Origin of the sequence: Phaeospirillum tilakii (assembly GCF_042683125.1) — a bacterium.
GTDB lineage: Bacteria > Pseudomonadota > Alphaproteobacteria > Rhodospirillales > Magnetospirillaceae > Phaeospirillum > Phaeospirillum tilakii.
Map to the genome: position 1 here is coordinate 1 of NZ_JBHUIY010000056.1, position 15,414 is coordinate 15,414.

Below are 15,414 nucleotides of genomic sequence, written 5' to 3' on the forward strand. Positions count from 1 at the left end.
GCCCGGAGGCGGGCGCCTCCGGACCTCCCCTGTTTTTATCAATAAAAACAAAGGGGGGGGGGTGGGCGAGTGCCCAACAAGGGAGTCGATCAGTCGCGGTGGTAGGGGTGGCCGGCCAGGATCGCCTGGGCCCGGTACAATTGCTCGGCCACCAGGGCCCGCACCAGCATGTGCGGCCAGGTCATCGCCCCCAGCGACAGCAGCAAATCGGCGCGGTCGCGCACCGCCGCGCCGTGGCCGTCGGCGCCGCCGATCAGCAGCACCAGTTCGGGGGCGCCGCCGTCGCGCCAGCCTTGCAGCCGGGCGGCGAAGGCGCGCGACTCGAGTTGGCGGCCGTGTTCGTCGAGGGCGACCGCGATCGCCCCGGCCGGAACGCAGCCGAGCAGCAGCTCGGCCTCGCGCGCCTTGAGCCGATCGGTCGGCAGCGGGCGGCGTTCCTCGACCTCGCGCAGGGTCAGGGCCGGGGTCAGGCGGCGGGCATAGTGGCGGAACAGGTCGGTTTCCGGCCCGGGACGGGCGCGGCCGACCGCCGCCAGGGTCAGCCGCATCAGGCCTCCGGCGCCACCGGCTCGGGCCGGGCCCAGATCTTCTCGAGATTGTAGAAGGTGCGGACCTCGGGGCGGAACAGATGAACGATCACGTCGCCGCCATCGACCAGCACCCAGTCGGCCTGGGGCAGGCCCTCGACCGACACCGGCTGGCCGGCCTGACGCAGGGCGCGTTCGACCCGGTCGGCCATCGCCCCGACCTGACGGGCCGAACGGCCGGAGGCGATCACCATCCCGTCGGCCAGTGCGGTGCGGCCGCGCAGGTCGAAGGTGACGATGTCCTCGGCCTTGAGATCCTCGAGCGCGGCGGTGATCAGGGCAAGCAGCGGGGCGGGGCTGGTTTCCTCCGGGGAAACGGAACGAAGCGGCTGGGAAATGGCGGGCTCCTGTGGCTGGGCGGGATCAGGAAACGCCCCGCGCCGCGCGCAGGGCGGTGGAGGAGGCGGGGTGGCGTCGGATCGACAGATAGACCCATGCGGGGGGCCGGGTGGCCGCCAGGGCATGGGCCGCGCCGGCGGCAAGGCGGAACGGCGCGAAGCGTCGCGCCGCCTTGGCGGCCAGCGCCCGTTGAGAATAGGGACCGCGGGCGAAAATCGCAACCGGAACGGTGCGAAAGATCGTGCCCCAGCGGGCCCAGCGGTCGATCTGGGCCAGATTGTCCGCCCCCATCAGCCAGACGAAGCGGGTGCGGGGGAACCGCCGGGTCAGGGCCACCAGGGTGTCGGCGGTATAGCGGGTGCCGAGCCGGGCCTCGACCCCGCTGACCCGCAGCCCGGGATGGCGGCCGGCGATCGCCCGGGCCGAGGCGATCCGCACCGGCTGCGGCGGGGTCTCGGCCGGCGATTTCAGCGGATTCTGCGGGCTGACCAGCAGCCAGACCTGATCGAGCCCGAGCCGGCGCAACGCCAGCAGGGCGATGTGGCGGTGGCCGTCATGGGCCGGATTGAACGAGCCGCCCAACAGGCCGACGCGCAGACGGCGGCGGTCGCCCCACGGATTGGGCGGCAGCGGCGGAACGGCGGATGGCGGCGGGGGCACGGGCATCGGCGGGACTCGGGCGCTAGCGCAGCAGCAGGTCGCGGGCCTGATTGAGCTGGGCGGCGATCCAGGTCGAACCGCCCCGGTCGGGATGGTTGGCGCGGATCAGCCGGCGGTGGGCGGCGCGGACCTGGGCCGGGGTGGCGCCGGGGGCCAGCCCCAGCACCGCATAGGCCTGGGCCCGGCTCATCGCCTGCATCCCGCCCGGCGGCGGGGCGGCGGCCGGGGCGCCGTCGCGCAGCAGGCGCCACAATTGCGGCAGCCGCAGCGCCCGGGCCAGCCAGGGCGACAGCCCGACCAGCAGCGCCGCCAGCCCGGCCACCCGGCCGGTCAGCAGCAGCACCACCCCCACCGCCGCCAGCAGCAGCCAGGCAAGGCCGAGCAGCACCGAACGCACCCGGCCGGGCGCGGTGCGGCCGAGCCAGCCCAGCCCGACCAGCAGCAGCAGGGTGCCGCCGCCGAGGATCAGCCAGGATGCCATCGACCCGATCCACGGTGGCGCGGCGACGGACTCCGCCCGGCCGAACCGGCGCCGGGCGGGACCACCCCGCCCGCGCGGGCATCGGTGATCGGGACAACGGCGGGAAAACGGACGGCCGGCATGGATCCTCGGACGGAACGGCAAAGGCAGAACAATCGGGGGAGTATGCCTGGGGACGGACGCCTTCTCCAGCCTCTCGTGCGGAGGCCAGGCGGTCCCGCTGCCGTCTGGCCCGCCCCGGCCGATCGTGTCATAGTCGGCAAACGATGCAGCCCGTCTTTTCCGCCGAGGCGTGATGGAACTGTTCCCGCCGATCGAATCCCGCGAGTCCGGCTGGCTGCCGGTGGGCGACGGGCACGAGATCCATTGGGAACTGTCGGGCAACCCGACCGGCCCGGTGGTGCTGTTCGTCCATGGCGGTCCCGGCGCCGGCACCCAGCCGGCCTATCGCCGCTTCTTCGACCCGGGCTTCTGGCGGATCCTGCTGGTCGATCAGCGCGGCTGCGGCCAGTCGCGCCCGGCGGCCTCGGTCGAGGCCAACACCACCGCCGACCTGATCGCCGATTTCGAACGGCTGCGCCGCCATCTCGGCATCGAACGCTGGCTGCTGTTCGGCGGGTCGTGGGGCAGCACCCTGGCGCTGGCCTACGGTCAGGCCCATCCGACCCGCTGCCTCGGCTTCGTGCTGCGCGGGGTGTTCCTGTTCTCCGCCGCCGAGATCGACTGGTTCCTGACCGGGATGGGGCGGTTCTTCCCCGAGGCCGGCCGCCGCTTCGCCACCTTCCTGCCGCCCGAGGAGCGCGAGGAGGGGCTGACGGCATGGCGCCGCCGGCTCAACCATCCCGATCCGGCGATCCATCTGCCGGCGGCGCGGGCGTGGTGCGCCTACGAGGAGGCCTGCGCCCGCCTGCTGCCGCTGGCCGAGGAGCCCGGTCCGGTCGGCCCCTCCGGTCTGGCCCTGGCCCGGATCGAGGCCCATTACATGGCCCATCAGGGCTTCCTCGCCCCCGGCCAGCTGCTGAACGGGATGGCGGCGATCCGGCACCTGCCGGCGATCATCGTCCAGGGCCGCTATGACGTGATCTGTCCGCCCCACACCGCCTTCGCCCTGGCCCGCGCCTGGCCGGGGGCGCTGCTGCGGATGGTGCCCGACGCCGGCCACGCCGCGATGGAGCCGCCGCTGCGCGCGGCGCTGGTCGAGGCGGTGGAACGGATCAAGGCGGCGGTGACGGGCGGCTGAGGCCCGGTCCGGACCGCCGTCACGGTTCCGCCGCTTGCGGCGGATTGGGCGGTGCGCCTATAACCACGGTAGGATCCAAGCTCGGAGAGCGTGCGATGATTCTTGTCACCGGCGGCGCCGGCTTCATCGGATCGAACATCCTGGCCGCGCTCGAACAGCGCCATGCCGGCAAGCTGGTCGCCTGCGACCGCCTGCGCACCGGCACCAAATGGCACAACATCGCCAAGCGCGAACTGGCCGACATCGTTCATCCGGAACAGCTGTTCGATTTCCTCGAAGCCAACCGCAAGACCCTCGAGGCGGTGTTCCACATGGGGGCGATCTCGGCGACGACCGAGACCGACGCCGACAAGATCGTCGCCAACAATTTCTCGCTGACGCTGGCGCTGTGGAAATGGTGCGCCAACAACAACGTCCGCCTGATCTACGCCTCGTCGGCGGCGACCTACGGCGACGGCAGCCAGGGCTTCGACGACGAATGCTCGATCGAGCATCTCGCCAAGCTCCAGCCGCTCAACGCCTATGGCTGGTCGAAGCACCTGTTCGACCGCCGCGTCGCCCGCAAGCTCTCGGTCGGATCGCGCCTGCCGCCGCAATGGGTCGGGCTGAAATTCTTCAACGTCTACGGCCCCAACGAATATCACAAGGGCACCCAGCAGAGCGTGGTGGCGCAGATCTACCCCCACGCCGCCGCCGGGGCCGCCTATCAGCTGTTCCGCTCGCACCATCCGAAATATCCGGACGGCGGCCAGCTGCGCGACTTCATCTGGATCGGCGACGTGGTCGACGTGGCGATGTGGGCGTTCGACAATCCCCACGTCAACGGCCTGTTCAACGTCGGCACCGGCAAGGCGCGGTCGTTCCTCGACCTCGCCACCGCGGTCTACCGCGCGGTCGGGCGCGAGCCGCTGATCAAGTTCCGCGACACCCCGATCGAGATCCGCGACAAGTACCAGTATTTCACCGAGGCCCGGGTCGATCGCCTGCGCGCCGCCGGCTATGACCGCCCCTTCACCAGCCTGGAGACCGGGGTCGAGACCTACGTCAAGCAGTACCTCGCCGCGGCGGACCGCTACCGATGAGCCTGCCCTACCCCGACATCGACCCGGTCGCCCTGCATCTAGGACCCTTCGCCTTGCGCTGGTACGCCCTGGCCTACATTTCCGGTCTGGTGCTGGGCTGGCGCTATGTCCGCGCCCTCGCCGCCCGCCCCCCCAACGCGATGACCGGCGAGGAGGTCGATGATTTCCTCGCCTGGGCCACCCTCGGGGTGATCCTCGGCGGCCGGCTCGGCTACGTGCTGTTCTACAAGCCGGCCTATTTTTTCCAGCACCCGCTGGAGATCCCGCAATTGTGGCACGGCGGCATGTCGTTCCATGGCGGCGCGCTCGGGGTGATTCTGGCGATCATCCTGTTTGCCCGCCGGCGCGGCCGCAATCTGTTCCTGATCGGCGACGTGATCTGTTGCGCCGAGCCGATCGGCCAGTTCTTCGGCCGCATCGCCAATTTCGTCAATGGCGAGCTGTACGGCCGGGTCGCCCCGCCCGATCTGCCCTGGGCGATGGTGTTCCCGGGCGGCGGGCCGGAGCCGCGCCATCCCAGCCAGCTTTATCAGGCCGGACTGGAGGGGGCCGCGCTCGGGCTGCTGCTGTTCCTGCTGTGGCGCTTCACCGGGCTGCGGCACCGCCCCGGCGCGCTGTCGGGGGTGTTCCTGGCCGGCTATGGTCTGGCCCGGATGGCGGGCGAGGTGTTCCGCCAGCCCGACGCCCATCTCGGCTTCCTGTGGGCCGGGTTCACCATGGGGCAATTGCTGTCGGTGCCGCTGGTGCTGGTCGGGGCCGGGCTGGTCTGGGCCGCCTATCGCGGCAAGACGGCCTGAACCGCCGGCCCCGCACGGGAGGGAGGGGGCGATGAGCGCAACGGTGGCCGGGATCCTCGCCGAACGCATCCACCGCCACGGGCCGATTCCGGTGGCGGAATACATGGCCACCGCGCTCTATCACCCCGAACTGGGCTATTACACCGGCCGCGACCCGTTCGGGCTGGGCGGCGACTTCACCACTGCCCCCGAGATCAGCCAGATCTTCGGCGAACTGATCGGGCTGTGGTGCCTGCTGGCGTGGCAGGCGATGGGATCGCCGCGCCGGGTGGTGCTGGCCGAGATTGGGCCGGGCCGCGGCACCCTGATGGCCGACCTGCTGCGCACGGCGCGGATCCGCCCCGAATTCTTCCGCGCCCTCGAGGTGGTGCTGGTCGAGACCAGCCCGGCGCTGCGCAACCGCCAGCGCCAGACCCTGGCCGGCGAGAGCGTGGCCTGGGTCGAACGGGTCGGCCAGCTGCCGGCCGGGCCGCTGCTGCTGGTCGCCAACGAATTGTTCGACGCCCTGCCGATCCGCCAGTTCGTCCGCGACGGCGCGGTGTGGCGCGACCGGCTGGTCGGGCTCGATGGCGACGGCCGGTTCTGCTTCCTGACCGGGGCGGTGGTGACCCGGCCCGATCTGCCGGCCGAGGCCCCCGACGGCACCATCGTCGAGCGCGGCGAGGCGGGCGAGGCGCTGGCGGCGACGCTGGGGCGACGGCTGGCCGAGGCCGGCGGCGCCGCCCTGATCGTCGATTACGGCCCGCCTCTGTCGGGAGTGGGCGAGACCCTCCAGGCGGTGCGGCGCCACCGCTATCACTCGGTGCTGGACGATCCCGGTCTGGCCGACCTGACCGCCCATGTCGATTTCGCCCGCCTCGCCGCCGCCGCCACCGCCGCCGGGGCCCGGGCCGAGGGGCCGGTGCCGCAGGGCGTGTTCCTGTCGCGGATGGGAATCGAGGAACGGGTGACGATGCTGATGCGGGGGGCGACGGCGGAGCAGGCGGCCTTGCTGGCCAGCGGCGCGCGGCGCTTGATCGATCCGGGCGAAATGGGCACCCTGTTCCACGTTCTGGCCCTCGCCTCCCCGTCTTTGCCCCGGCTCCCCGGCCTGGAGCCGCAAGGATCCTCCCCCGCATGATCACTTTGTCGCTGTTCAACGAGGTTTCGTGCCTGCGGCACGCCTTTTTCACCCGCGAAGGCGGGGTCTCGACCGGGATCTACGCCTCGCTCAATTGCGGCCCGGGTTCGGGTGACGATCCGGCGGCGGTGGCCGCCAACCGGGCGCGGGCGATGGCGATGCTCGACCAGCCGGCCGCAGCCTTGTGCACCCTGTCCCAGATCCACAGCGCCGAGGTGGTGACGGTGCGCGAACCCTGGGACCCGGCCGATCCGCCCAAGGCCGACGCGATGGTGACCGACCGGCCCGGACTGGTGCTCGGCATCCTCACCGCCGATTGCGCCCCGGTGCTGCTGGCCGATCCGCGCGCCCGGGTGATCGGCGCCGCCCATGCCGGCTGGCGCGGCGCGCTCGGCGGCGTGCTCGACGCCACCGTGGCGGCGATGGTCGCCCTCGGCGCCCGGCCGGATTCGATCCTGGCGGCGATCGGCCCCTGCATCGGCCATCGCAGCTACGAGGTCGGCCGCGACTTCCCCGAGCCGTTCGTCGATCAGGACCTGATCAACGCCGATTTCTTCGCCCCCTCGCCCTTCACCGAGGGACGCTACCTGTTCGACCTGCCCGGCTATGTCTCGCGCCGGCTGGCCCGCGCCGGCGTCACCGAGGTGACCCGGGTGCCGGCCGACACCTACCGCGACGAGGCCCGCTTCTTCAGCTACCGGCGCGGCAGCCAGCGCGGCGAGGCCGATTACGGCCGGCAAATGTCGGCGATCCTGCTGGAAGGCTGAGACGGTGCGAGTTCTGCCGGCCGGAGTGACGCTGGCCGCCCTGCTGCTGGCCGGCTGCGGCGACCTGCCGCAACCGTTCCGCCATGACGGCAGCCCGGAGGCCCCGCGCCCGCAGGCGGCGCGGGCGGTGGTGGTGGTGCCGCCGGCCGGACCCGGCCCCGGCCCGGCGCTGGCGGCGGCGGTGGTCCGCGCCCTGCTGGAAGCCGAGATCCCGGCCTCGACCCGCCCCCTGCCGGGCGAGTCCGCCTGGACCCTCGCCGCCGACAGCGAAAGCCGCGACGGCACGGTGCGGCTGCATTGGCGCCTGTCACGCGGCGACCGGCCCCCGTTCGACCTGACCCGCAGCTTGCCCGCCGCCGCCTGGACCGCCGCCACCCCGGCGCTGACCGATGGCCTCGCCGCCGAACTGGTCACCGCCCTGCTGCCGGCGCTCGACGAAACCCCGCCGCCAGAACCGGCCGCCGCCCCGCCCGGCCCCCGCCTGCGCCTGATCCCGCCGACGGGCCTGCCCGGCGACGGCGATGCCGCGCTGGCGGCGGCGATGCGGCGTCGGCTGGCCGACAGCGGCCTGACCCTGGTCGAGGGAGATACCCCCGCCGATCTGACGCTGCGGGTGCAAAGCGTGGTCACCCCTCTGCCGGACGGCGACCGCCTCGCCTTGGTCTGGCGACTCAGCGACACCGCCGACCACGAACTCGGTCAGGCCAGCCAACAGGGCGCGGTGCCGCATGGCCGGCTCGACCGCCCATGGGGCAGCCTGGCCGACGACATCGCGGCCGGCGGAGTCGAGGGCGTGCTCGACGTGCTGCGCAAAGCCCGGCGCTAGACTCGAGGGGGTGGAGGGGCGACCGCCCCTCCGCGGGTTCGCCAAGGGGCGCGCCCCTTGGCCTAGAGCACTTTGATTCTAGAGCGGATTCACGCTCCAGGATCTTGCGATCCTTCCGCGATCCGCTCTAGCGTTCAGCCGAACCGAACGTTGACGATCTCGTAGGATTTCGAGCCGCCGGGGGTGGTGACCTCGACGGATTCGCCGACATGCTTGCCGATCAGGGCGCGAGCGAGCGGCGAGTGAACCGACATCCGCCCGGATTTGATGTCGGCCTCGTGGGCACCGACGATGGTGTAGGCCACCTCGTCGTCGGAATCCTCGTCGGCGAGGGTGACGGTGGCACCGAAGCGGACCTGATCCCCCGACAGGGTCGAGGCATCGATCACCTGGGCGCGGGAGATGATGTCCTCGAGTTCGACCACCCGGCCCTCGATGAAGCTCTGCCGTTCGCGCGCCGCGTGATATTCGGCGTTTTCGGACAGGTCGCCATGCTCGCGCGCCTCGGCGATCGCGCGGATCACCGCCGGCCGCTCGATCGATTTGAGCGTTCTCAGCTCATCCTCCAGCTGGGCCAGTCCGGCAGGAGTCATTGGGATTTTTTCCATCAAGAAACCCCGGTCAAACGGAACCACCGGGCGGCAGGCCGATCGGCCGCCGCCCCTCTTGCCGCTCTTTAGAACGAAGGATCAAAATACGACTGCAACGGCGCCACATCAAGGGTGCCGCGGCGCAACGCCTCGATCGCCTCCACCGCGGCGCGAGCCCCGGCCACCGTCGTATAGTGCGGGATGTTGCGGGTCAGCGCGGTGTGGCGGATCGAAAAGCTGTCCTTGACCGCCTGACTGCCCTCGGTGGTGTTGACCACCAGATGGATCTGACCGTTCATCATCGCATCGACGCAATGGGGCCGGCCTTCCAGCACCTTGTTGAGCACGCCGACCTCGGGGATGCCGTGCTCGCGCAGATAGCGGGCGGTGCCGTCGGTGGCCATCACCTTGAAGCCCATCCCGAGCAGGCGGCGGGCGATGGCGACCATCGCCGGCTTGTCGCCCTCCTTGACCGACAGGAACACCCCGCCTTCGAGCGGCAGGGTGGTGCCGGCGCCGAGCTGGCTCTTGGCGAAGGCGCGGGCGAAATCGGAATCGATCCCCATCACCTCGCCGGTCGATTTCATTTCCGGCCCGAGCAGGATGTCGACGCCGGGGAAGCGGGCGAACGGGAACACCGCTTCCTTGACCGCGACATGCTTCATCGTCGGCCGGGTGGTCAGGCCGAACGAAGCCAGCTTCTCGCCGGCCATCACCCGCGCCGCGATCTTGGCGATCGGCACCCCGGTGGCCTTGGCGACGAAGGGCACGGTGCGGCTGGCGCGCGGATTGACCTCGAGGATGTAGACGGTGCCGTCCTTGACCGCGTACTGGACGTTCATCAGCCCGACCACCTGGAGCGCCTTGGCCAGGGCGATGGTCTGCCGCTCCAGTTCGGCGATGATGGTCTCGTCGAGCGAATAAGGCGGCAGCGAGCAGGCGGAATCGCCGGAATGGATCCCGGCCTCCTCGATGTGCTGCATGATGCCGGCGACATAGACCTGCTCGCCGTCGCACAGGGCGTCGACGTCGATCTCGATCGCGTCCTTCAGGTAGAAATCGATCAGCACCGGGTCGCTGCCCGACACCACCACCGCCTCGCGCATGTAGCGTTCGAGCGCCTCGTCGTCATAGACGATCTGCATCGCCCGGCCGCCGAGGACGAAGCTCGGCCGGATCACCACCGGGTAGCCGATCCGCGCGGCCACCGCCTTGGCCTCTTCCAGCGAGCGGGCGGTGCCGTTGGCCGGCTGGCGCAGGCCGAGCTGCTGGAGCAGATGCTGGAAGCGTTCGCGGTCCTCGGCGAGGTCGATCGAATCCGGGCTGGTGCCGAGGATCGGGATCCCGGCGTTTTCGAGGGCGTGGGCCAGCTTCAGCGGGGTCTGGCCGCCGAACTGGACGATGCAGCCGAGCACCTTGCCCTTGCGCTGCTCGACCTTGACCAGATCGACCACCGTCTCGGCGGTCAGCGGCTCGAAATAGAGCCGGTCCGAGGTGTCGTAATCGGTCGAGACGGTTTCCGGGTTGCAGTTGACCATGATCGTCTCGCGGCCGGATTCCTCCAGCGCATAGGCGGCATGAACGCAGCAATAATCGAACTCGATGCCCTGGCCGATCCGGTTGGGACCGCCGCCGAGGATCACCACCTTGTCGCGGTCGCTGGGCTCGGCCTCGCATTCGGGCGGGTTGAGCCCGTCGCCCTCGTAGCAGGAATACATGTAGGCGGTCGAGGAGGGGAATTCGGCGGCGCAGGTGTCGATCCGCTTGTAGACCGGCTTGACGTTGAACACGTCGCGGCGGAAGGCGGTCTCGGTCAGGGTCTTGCCCGACAGCTTGGCCAGCCGCTGGTCGGAGAAGCCCATCTTCTTGAGGCGCAGCAGGCCGGGGGCGTCGATCGGCAGCCCCTGGGCGCGGACCTCTTCCTCGGCATCGACGATGCCCTTGATCTGGTTGAGGAACCAGCGATCGTAGAAACAGATCGCCTGGACTTCCTCGACCGTCAGGCCGAGGCGGAAGGCCTGGGCGATCACCAGGATGCGGTCATGGCGCGGCTGGGCCAGCGCCTTCTTGACCGCGTCCTTCATGTCGCTGGCATTGGTGCCGGGGATCTCGACCTCGTCGAGGCCGGTCAGGCCGGTCTCCATCGAGCGCAGGCCCTTCTGGAGCGATTCCTGGAAGGTGCGGCCGATCGCCATCGCCTCGCCGACCGACTTCATCGAGGTGGTCAGGTTGGGGTCGGCGCCGGGGAACTTCTCGAAGGTGAAGCGCGGAATCTTGGTGACGACGTAATCGATGGTCGGCTCGAACGAGGCCGGAGTCACCCCGGTGATGTCGTTGGCCAGCTCGTCGAGGGTGTAGCCGACCGCCAGCTTGGCCGCGACCTTGGCGATCGGGAAGCCGGTGGCCTTCGAGGCCAGCGCCGAGGAGCGCGACACGCGCGGATTCATCTCGATCACCGTCATCCGGCCGTCCTTCGGATTGACCGCGAACTGGACGTTCGACCCGCCGGTATCGACCCCGATCTCGCGCAGCACCGCGATCGAGGCGTTGCGCATGATCTGGTATTCCTTGTCGGTCAGCGTCAGCGCCGGGGCGACGGTGATCGAATCGCCGGTATGCACCCCCATCGGATCGACGTTCTCGATCGAGCAGATGATGATGCAATTGTCCTTGCGGTCGCGCACCACCTCCATCTCGTACTCTTTCCAGCCGAGCACGGATTCCTCGACCAGCACCTCGTGGACCGGGCTGGCGGCAAGGCCGCCGGCGACGATCTGCTCGTACTCGGCGACATTGTAGGCGATGCCGCCGCCGGTGCCGGCCAGGGTGAAGCTCGGGCGGATGATCGCCGGCAGCCCGACCTCGGACAGCGCCTCGCGCGCCTCGGCCAGCGAGCGGACCAGCCGCGAGCGCGGGCTGTCGAGGCCGATCTTGTCCATCGCCTCGCGGAACAGCAGCCGGTCCTCGGCCTTGGCGATCACGTCGCGCTTGGCGGCGATCATCTCGACCCCGAACTTCTCCAGCACGCCCATGTCGGCCAGCTTCATCGCGGTGTTGAGCGCGGTCTGGCCGCCCATCGTCGGCAGCAGCGCGTCGGGGCGCTCCTTCTCGATGATGCGGGCGACGAAATCGGGGGTGATCGGCTCGATGTAGGTGGCGTCGGCCAGCCCGGGATCGGTCATGATCGTCGCCGGGTTGGAATTGACCAGGATGACCCGGTAGCCCTCCTCCTTCAGCGCCTTGCAGGCCTGAACGCCGGAATAATCGAATTCGCAGGCCTGACCGATGACGATCGGGCCGGCGCCGATGATGAGGATGGAGCGGATGTCTGTGCGTTTGGGCATGACGGCGGGTTCCCGGGACTTTTCTCGGTCAGGCATAAACCAGAGCCTTCCGCGATCCGAAGCGACCGGGGAAGGCTCTGGAACTCATCGCGGGGCGGTGCGGCGCCAAGCCGGCCGGGCCGGTGGCGCGCGCCGCCCCGGGGCACGCGCCCGGCCCGACCGGCCCGGTGCGCGCCCCTGCAGGACGGACTTTATTTCGCGGCGGCGATCTTATCGACGAAACGCTGGAACAGGTAATGGGAATCCTGCGGGCCAGGGCTCGCTTCGGGGTGGTACTGCACCGAGAACACCGGGCGGCCGGCGACGGCGATCCCCTCGACCGAGCCGTCGAACAGCGAGCGGTGGGTGACGGCGACCCCGGCCGGCAGGCTGGCCTCGTCGACGACGAAGCCGTGATTCTGGCTGGTGATCTCGACCTTGCCGGTTTCGAGGTCCTTGACCGGATGGTTGGCGCCGCGATGGCCGGTGTCCATCTTGAAGGTCTTGGCCCCCAGCGCCAGCGCCAGCATCTGATGGCCGAGGCAGATCCCGAACAGCGGCAGGCCGGATTCGAGCACCCCCTGGATCATCGGCACGGCATAGGCGCCGGTGGCGGCGGGGTCGCCCGGGCCGTTGGACAGGAACACCCCGTCGGGACGGTGGCGCAGCACGTCCTCGGCGGTCGATTCGGCCGGCACCACGGTGACGCGGCAGCCGGCGGCGGCGAGACAGCGCAGGATGTTGCGCTTGGCGCCGAAATCGACCGCGACGACATGGCAGCGCGGCTCGCCCTGGCGGCCATAGCCGCCGCGCAGGGTCCATTCGCTCTCGTCCCAGCCGTAGGACTGACGGCAGGTCACCTCGCGGGCGAGGTCCATCCCCTTGAGGCCGGGCCAGTCGCGGGCCAGCGCCGCCAGCGCCGGCAGGTCGAACCGGCCGTCGGGGGCGTGGACCACCACGCCGGCCGGGGCGCCCTTGGCGCGGATGCGCCGGGTCAGGGCGCGGGTGTCGAGACCGGCGAGGCCGGGGATGCCGTGGCTGACCAGCCAGTCTTCCAGCGGCTTGGCGGCGCGCCAGTTGGCCGGCGGGGTGATGTCGGCGCGCAGGATCAGACCGCGCGCCGCCGGGGTCAGGGTCTCGATGTCCTCGGCGTTGGTGCCGACATTGCCGATATGGGGAAAGGTGAAGGTGATGATCTGGCCGGCATAGGACGGATCGGTCAGGGTTTCCTGATAGCCGGTCATCGCGGTGTTGAACACCACCTCGCCGACCTGGGCGGTGGCGGCGCCGATGCCCCGGCCCCAGAACACGGTGCCGTCGGCCAGCACCAGCGCGCCGGTGGCGCCCGGCGGGCGCGGCGCGTCGAAACCGTCTCCCGCGGCAGGGGTGCGGGGAGCGGTGGCGTCATGGTTGGACATGTCGGTTCCTTCGTCTGGCGCGGCCGCAGACGCACGCCGGGACATTTCGCGACAGGCAAAAGTCCCGGGGTTCGGAGGGGGCCGCGGCGGGCCCGGTCGGCGGCAGATGGCTGCGGGGCTTATAAAGAGCGGCCGATGCGAAGTCAAGCTTTCGCGCATCGGGGGAAAAGCGACGCCATTTCAATTGTTTGTCTTTTGGATGCCGCGCTTTTCTTCGGCGGGGAATTGCGCTAGCGTGAGCCCTTTCCCGGTACGGCGGGGACCGGAGCGGGCGAAGGGAGACGGTGATGTTGCGCGGACAATTGAACGACGCCCTGAAGACGGCGATGCTGGGCAAGGACACCCGCACCGTCGCGACGGTGCGGCTGATCCTGGCGGCGCTGAAGGACCGCGACATCGCGGCGCGGCCGCGCGGGCTGTCCGACGGGATTCCCGACGAGGAAATCCTCCAGATGCTCCAGTCGATGATCAAGCAGCGGCGCGAAAGCATCGTCCTCTACGAGCAGGGCGGCCGGCTCGAACTGGCCGAGCAGGAGGCCGAGGAAATCACCGTCATCGAGCGCTTCCTGCCGCGCCAGATGACCGCCGACGAGGTGGAGGCCGCGATCGGGTCCGTCATCGCCGACCTCGGCGCCACCGGTATCAAGGACATGGGCAGGATCATGGCCGCGCTCAAGGAGCGTTATGCCGGACGGATGGATTTCGCCCGCGCCAGCGCGGCGGTCAAGGCCCGTCTCGGCGCCGCCTGACCGGCCGCCGCCGCAGAAAAAGCCCCCGCTCGGCCGGTCAAGAGGATAAAACGAAGGCTCCGGGCCGCCGGCCCCAGCCCGCCCCGATGGTCGGATCCGCGCGATGGCGTTCCCCCCCTCCTTTCTCGAAGAGCTGCGCACCCGGCTGTCGCTGGTGGCGGTGGTCGGGCGCCGGGTCAAGCTGACCCGCAAGGGGCGCGAGCATCTCGGCCTGTGCCCGTTCCACAACGAGAAGACCCCGTCCTTCACCGTCAACGAGGACAAGGGCTTCTATCACTGCTTCGGCTGCGGCGCCCATGGCGACGTGATCGCCTTCGAGATGCAGGCCGGCAATCTCGGCTTCACCGAGGCGGTCGAGCGGCTGGCAAGCGAGGCCGGGCTGGAGATCCCCCGCCCCACCCCCGAGGCCCAGGCGCGCGAACGCCAGCGCGCCGGCCTGCACGAGGCGCTGGAGGCGGCCTGCGCCTGGTTCGAGGCCCAGCTGCGCCGCCCGGGCGGGGCGGAGGGGCTGGCCTATCTCAAGCGGCGCGGCCTGACCGACGCCACCATCGCCCGCTTCCGCCTCGGCTGGGCCCCCGATTCGCGCGACGCGCTGCGGAGCGCGCTGATGAGCGCCAGCCTGCCGGAAAGCCTGCTGACCGAAGCCGGCCTGCTGCGCCGGCCCGAGGGCGGCGGTGCCGCCTTCGATTATTTCCGCGGCCGGGTGATGTTCCCGATCACCGACCGGCGCGGCCGCGTCATCGGCTTCGGCGCCCGCATCCTCGGCGACGGCCAGCCCAAATATCTCAACTCGCCCGAGACCCCGCTGTTCCACAAGGGGGGCGTGCTGTTCGGCCTCGCTTTGGCCCGCGACGCCGCCCGCGAGCGCGGCACGGTGGTGGCGGTCGAGGGCTACATGGACGTCATCGCGCTGCATCAGGCCGGCTTTCCCCACGCGGTGGCCCCGCTCGGCACCGCTTTGACCGAATCCCAGCTCGAGATCCTGTGGCGACTGGCCCCCGAGCCGATCCTCTGCCTCGACGGCGATGCCGCCGGCCAGCGGGCGATGGCCCGGGCGCTGGAGCGGGCCTTCCCGCTGCTGAAGCCGGGCCAGTCGCTGCGCTTCGCCGTGCTGCCGGCGCCCGAGGATCCGGATTCGCTGCTGCGCGGCCAGGGCCCGGCGGCGATGGCGCGGGTGCTGGAGCAGGCCGAGCCGCTGATCGAGGCGGCGTGGCGGCTGGAGACCGAGGGACGGCCGCTCGACACCCCCGAGCGCCGCGCCGGGCTCGACCGCGCCCTGACCGAGCGCGCCGGCACCATCGCCGACGATTCGGTACGGATCCAGTATCTGCGCGCCTTCCGCGACCGGATGTGGCAGGCGTTCCGGCCGCAGCGCCCGGCCGCGGGGCGCTGCCGCCCCGGCCGATCCGGCGCGGCCGAGGGGGCGCTGGCGATC

Annotated in this window: 15 protein-coding genes; 8 read left to right on the top strand and 7 right to left on the bottom strand. The window is 70.7% G+C overall.

All coding sequences use genetic code 11. From position 1 onward, the window contains the following. Positions 1-89 precede the first annotated feature (89 nt). From rlmH to ACFSNB_RS17485, 4 genes are read right to left on the bottom strand one after another with little or no spacing between them, the layout of a single operon-like run. On the bottom strand, positions 90-548 hold the full coding sequence (rlmH, locus tag ACFSNB_RS17470) for a 23S rRNA (pseudouridine(1915)-N(3))-methyltransferase RlmH (protein ID WP_377318919.1): 459 nt from the start codon (positions 546-548) through the stop codon (positions 90-92). Beyond that, positions 548-1,051: a ribosome silencing factor gene (gene rsfS, locus ACFSNB_RS17475; protein WP_377318921.1), complete on the bottom strand. Its 504-nt coding sequence runs from the start codon at positions 1,049-1,051 to the stop codon at positions 548-550. The genes rlmH and rsfS overlap by 1 nt, the downstream gene beginning before the upstream one ends. Continuing rightward, positions 951-1,592 carry a nicotinate-nucleotide adenylyltransferase gene (locus ACFSNB_RS17480; RefSeq protein ID WP_377318923.1) on the bottom strand — a complete coding sequence of 214 codons (642 nt, stop codon included), beginning with the start codon at positions 1,590-1,592 and terminating at the stop codon, positions 951-953. The genes rsfS and ACFSNB_RS17480 overlap by 101 nt, the downstream gene beginning before the upstream one ends. Before the next feature lie 16 nt (positions 1,593-1,608). Then, entirely contained in the window at positions 1,609-2,067 is a 459-nt protein-coding gene (locus ACFSNB_RS17485; RefSeq protein WP_377318925.1) for a J domain-containing protein, read from the bottom strand. A gap of 295 nt (positions 2,068-2,362) precedes the next feature. Between ACFSNB_RS17485 and pip the strand changes: the two genes are divergently transcribed. The 6 genes from pip to ACFSNB_RS17515 all read left to right on the top strand — a co-directional run bounded on the left by pip (position 2,363) and on the right by ACFSNB_RS17515 (position 7,899). After that, the gene (gene pip, locus ACFSNB_RS17490) at positions 2,363-3,307 is read left to right on the top strand and encodes a prolyl aminopeptidase (RefSeq protein WP_377318927.1); all 945 of its coding nucleotides are present in this window, start codon (positions 2,363-2,365) and stop codon (positions 3,305-3,307) included. A 95-nt stretch (positions 3,308-3,402) separates the two neighbouring features. After that, on the top strand, positions 3,403-4,389 hold the full coding sequence (rfaD, locus tag ACFSNB_RS17495; protein ID WP_377318929.1) for an ADP-glyceromanno-heptose 6-epimerase: 987 nt from the start codon (positions 3,403-3,405) through the stop codon (positions 4,387-4,389). Then, on the top strand, positions 4,386-5,186 hold the full coding sequence (gene lgt, locus ACFSNB_RS17500; protein ID WP_377318931.1) for a prolipoprotein diacylglyceryl transferase: 801 nt from the start codon (positions 4,386-4,388) through the stop codon (positions 5,184-5,186). Before rfaD ends, lgt begins: the two co-directional genes overlap by 4 nt. A 31-nt stretch (positions 5,187-5,217) precedes the next feature. Next, a complete protein-coding gene (locus ACFSNB_RS17505) occupies positions 5,218-6,306 on the top strand; it encodes a class I SAM-dependent methyltransferase (protein WP_377318933.1) in 1,089 nt (362 codons plus the stop codon). After that, positions 6,303-7,073, top strand: coding sequence for a peptidoglycan editing factor PgeF (pgeF, locus tag ACFSNB_RS17510; protein ID WP_377318935.1), 771 nt, complete (start codon positions 6,303-6,305; stop codon positions 7,071-7,073). Before ACFSNB_RS17505 ends, pgeF begins: the two co-directional genes overlap by 4 nt. A gap of 4 nt (positions 7,074-7,077) precedes the next feature. Beyond that, on the top strand, positions 7,078-7,899 hold the full coding sequence (locus ACFSNB_RS17515) for a hypothetical protein (protein WP_377318937.1): 822 nt from the start codon (positions 7,078-7,080) through the stop codon (positions 7,897-7,899). A gap of 134 nt (positions 7,900-8,033) precedes the next feature. Here ACFSNB_RS17515 and greA read toward each other — a convergent pair whose 3' ends face one another. From greA to carA, 3 genes are all read right to left on the bottom strand, one after another. Beyond that, positions 8,034-8,507, bottom strand: a complete 474-nt coding sequence (greA, locus tag ACFSNB_RS17520) for a transcription elongation factor GreA (RefSeq protein WP_377318939.1) — start codon at positions 8,505-8,507, stop codon at positions 8,034-8,036. A 68-nt stretch (positions 8,508-8,575) separates the two neighbouring features. Further along, entirely contained in the window at positions 8,576-11,833 is a 3,258-nt protein-coding gene (gene carB / locus ACFSNB_RS17525; protein WP_377318941.1) for a carbamoyl-phosphate synthase large subunit, read from the bottom strand. A gap of 191 nt (positions 11,834-12,024) precedes the next feature. After that, complete coding sequence (gene carA, locus ACFSNB_RS17530) at positions 12,025-13,230, bottom strand: glutamine-hydrolyzing carbamoyl-phosphate synthase small subunit (RefSeq protein ID WP_417629376.1); 1,206 nt, start codon at positions 13,228-13,230, stop codon at positions 12,025-12,027. 287 nt (positions 13,231-13,517) lie between these two features. Here carA and ACFSNB_RS17535 point away from each other — a divergent pair, with 287 nt between their 5' ends. Together ACFSNB_RS17535 and dnaG are read left to right on the top strand one after the other, a co-directional pair. Then, positions 13,518-13,979: a GatB/YqeY domain-containing protein gene (locus ACFSNB_RS17535; protein WP_377318945.1), complete on the top strand. Its 462-nt coding sequence runs from the start codon at positions 13,518-13,520 to the stop codon at positions 13,977-13,979. Positions 13,980-14,082: 103 nt separating this feature from the next. After that, positions 14,083-15,414: DNA primase (gene dnaG / locus ACFSNB_RS17540; protein ID WP_377318947.1), on the top strand; the 1,332-nt coding region annotated here is incomplete at its 3' end.

Bases quoted from the DNA above. Each gene is read 5' to 3' on its own strand.
- carA (WP_417629376.1), bottom strand. From the start codon at position 13,230: ATGTCCAACCATGACGCCACCGCTCCCCGCACCCCTGCCGCGGGAGAC.
- ACFSNB_RS17535 (WP_377318945.1), top strand. From the start codon at position 13,518: ATGTTGCGCGGACAATTGAACGACGCCCTGAAGACGGCGATGCTGGGC.
- greA (WP_377318939.1), bottom strand. From the start codon at position 8,507: ATGGAAAAAATCCCAATGACTCCTGCCGGACTGGCCCAGCTGGAGGAT.
- pip (WP_377318927.1), top strand. From the start codon at position 2,363: ATGGAACTGTTCCCGCCGATCGAATCCCGCGAGTCCGGCTGGCTGCCG.
- ACFSNB_RS17485 (WP_377318925.1), bottom strand. From the start codon at position 2,067: ATGGCATCCTGGCTGATCCTCGGCGGCGGCACCCTGCTGCTGCTGGTC.
- rfaD (WP_377318929.1), top strand. From the start codon at position 3,403: ATGATTCTTGTCACCGGCGGCGCCGGCTTCATCGGATCGAACATCCTG.
- lgt (WP_377318931.1), top strand. From the start codon at position 4,386: ATGAGCCTGCCCTACCCCGACATCGACCCGGTCGCCCTGCATCTAGGA.
- ACFSNB_RS17505 (WP_377318933.1), top strand. From the start codon at position 5,218: ATGAGCGCAACGGTGGCCGGGATCCTCGCCGAACGCATCCACCGCCAC.
- rlmH (WP_377318919.1), bottom strand. From the start codon at position 548: ATGCGGCTGACCCTGGCGGCGGTCGGCCGCGCCCGTCCCGGGCCGGAA.
- carB (WP_377318941.1), bottom strand. From the start codon at position 11,833: ATGCCCAAACGCACAGACATCCGCTCCATCCTCATCATCGGCGCCGGC.
- ACFSNB_RS17480 (WP_377318923.1), bottom strand. From the start codon at position 1,592: ATGCCCGTGCCCCCGCCGCCATCCGCCGTTCCGCCGCTGCCGCCCAAT.
- rsfS (WP_377318921.1), bottom strand. From the start codon at position 1,051: ATGCCCTGGCGGCCACCCGGCCCCCCGCATGGGTCTATCTGTCGATCC.
- pgeF (WP_377318935.1), top strand. From the start codon at position 6,303: ATGATCACTTTGTCGCTGTTCAACGAGGTTTCGTGCCTGCGGCACGCC.